General features: G+C 44.8%; 1 protein-coding gene. It reads right to left on the reverse strand.

Annotated features, from left to right (window positions below; genetic code table 11):
- Positions 1-1,597: hypothetical protein (locus tag ACYQZ0_RS07115; RefSeq protein ID WP_459775906.1), on the reverse strand; the 1,597-nt coding region annotated here is incomplete at both ends.

The raw sequence follows: 1,597 nt of genomic DNA on the forward strand, positions 1-1,597 counted from the left end.
GCTCTATGTGAACACCCCTCTTTTTGAACAACTTTGTGAACATTCCAAGCCCAAGACGGGAGAGAGCTTGTGTCAAGCTTCACGAAGTAATTCCTTAGCACTTCCGTCTTCCTTGGTTTCCTCCCTTCCTTTCTTTCCTTCTTCTTGAACCTTTCCTCTACCTTCTTTAGCTCCCTCTCAAGATACTTCTCAAAGCTCTTCTTCCCTCCTTCCCTTAGCTTTTCCTTCGTCGTCCTCACTCCTCCCTTCTGAATGCTCTTCAGATACTCCTTGACTTCCTTCGGATTTTCAAGTATTTGCTCCCTGCTAACGAGCTTGAATATCTTAGAGAGCGTTGACTTAGGTATCTTTACCGCTTTCGCTATCCCGTTTATGGTCGTTATCCCTTCCTTCAAGCAAGCTCTTATCTGGTCCACATACTCCCAGTAGTGCTTGTGTTTCCTTTCCTTGTTTCCTCTCCTTGCTTTCTTCCTCGGTTCTTCGTAGGTCTCGGAAATGAAGTTGCTTGCACTCCTCCAAGCTCTTTCTAAAGCTTTCTGGTCTCCTTCGTAGTTGCTTGCAAGTATCTCATATACTTCGTCTAAGTCGTATCCTGCATTCAGTAGCTTCGTTATAGCTCCGTTCTTGAGGTTCTTTTGTATGTAGTCCACCGGATTAGAACATTCAGCTCCCTCTATCCTTATAGCTCCGCTACCTTCCACCTTCTGTCTCTTCCTTCCCTCTACGTATTCTCTCCTGAACTTCTCTACGACTCTTTTCCTTTCTTCACGCTCTAAGAGTGGTCTTACCTTCTCGTAAAGCTTGTCAAGTCGGTGGATTGCTCCATCAAGAACCTTCTCGGAATACTTCCAGTCCTTTAAGGGATTGGGAAGTCCTTCAAACCAGACCGGTCTCTCCGCAGATATGAAGTCATACTTTATCCCCAGCTTTCCACAAACGAGCTTCAGAGCTTCTATTACAGCTCCTATCCTCCAGTCCGACGCATAAGGTAGCTCGTATATCTTCTCTTCTCCAAGTGAAACTACCTCTCCGTTCTTTACCGTTTTCTTTCTCCTTACCTCTATCCTCCAGACGAGGTGAACATACAGGTGGTATCCCTTCCCGGATGCTGACTTCCATACTTCGGGATATATTCCCAAGCGGTGGAGATACTTGACGAGTTTCTTTACTTTCTCCTGTTCAAGGTCGTCAAGGTCTATCAGGATTGAGTCCCCTATCTTCGTGAGTTTCGCAAGGTCAAAAACTGTAAAGCTAACGTAAGGTTCTCTCTTTATTTCCTTGTAGCGTTTCCTGTATTCCTTAAGGACTTCCTCCCCTATGTAGAACATTCCTCTATAAAGAACCGCATATCCCTTTCTCAGTGCTTCCCTGAATATCTTGTTTACGGTCCTTCCCGATTGTGCGATTACTCTCTTTAAGGGGATGCTCCTCTTCTTCCCGTTTTCTTCCTTTACCTTGTGAAGGTCAAAAACGTGGAAAACGTTGGAAACGGAGAAGGTGGTAAGAAGCTCCTTGGTGTTTTCCCAATCTTGTTTTTCCTTGAGAGAGTCTTTAAGTAGATTGTTCCAGAGGTTCTTGTATTCCTTAGCTCCTTTGA

Source organism: Aquifex pyrophilus, assembly GCF_054656935.1.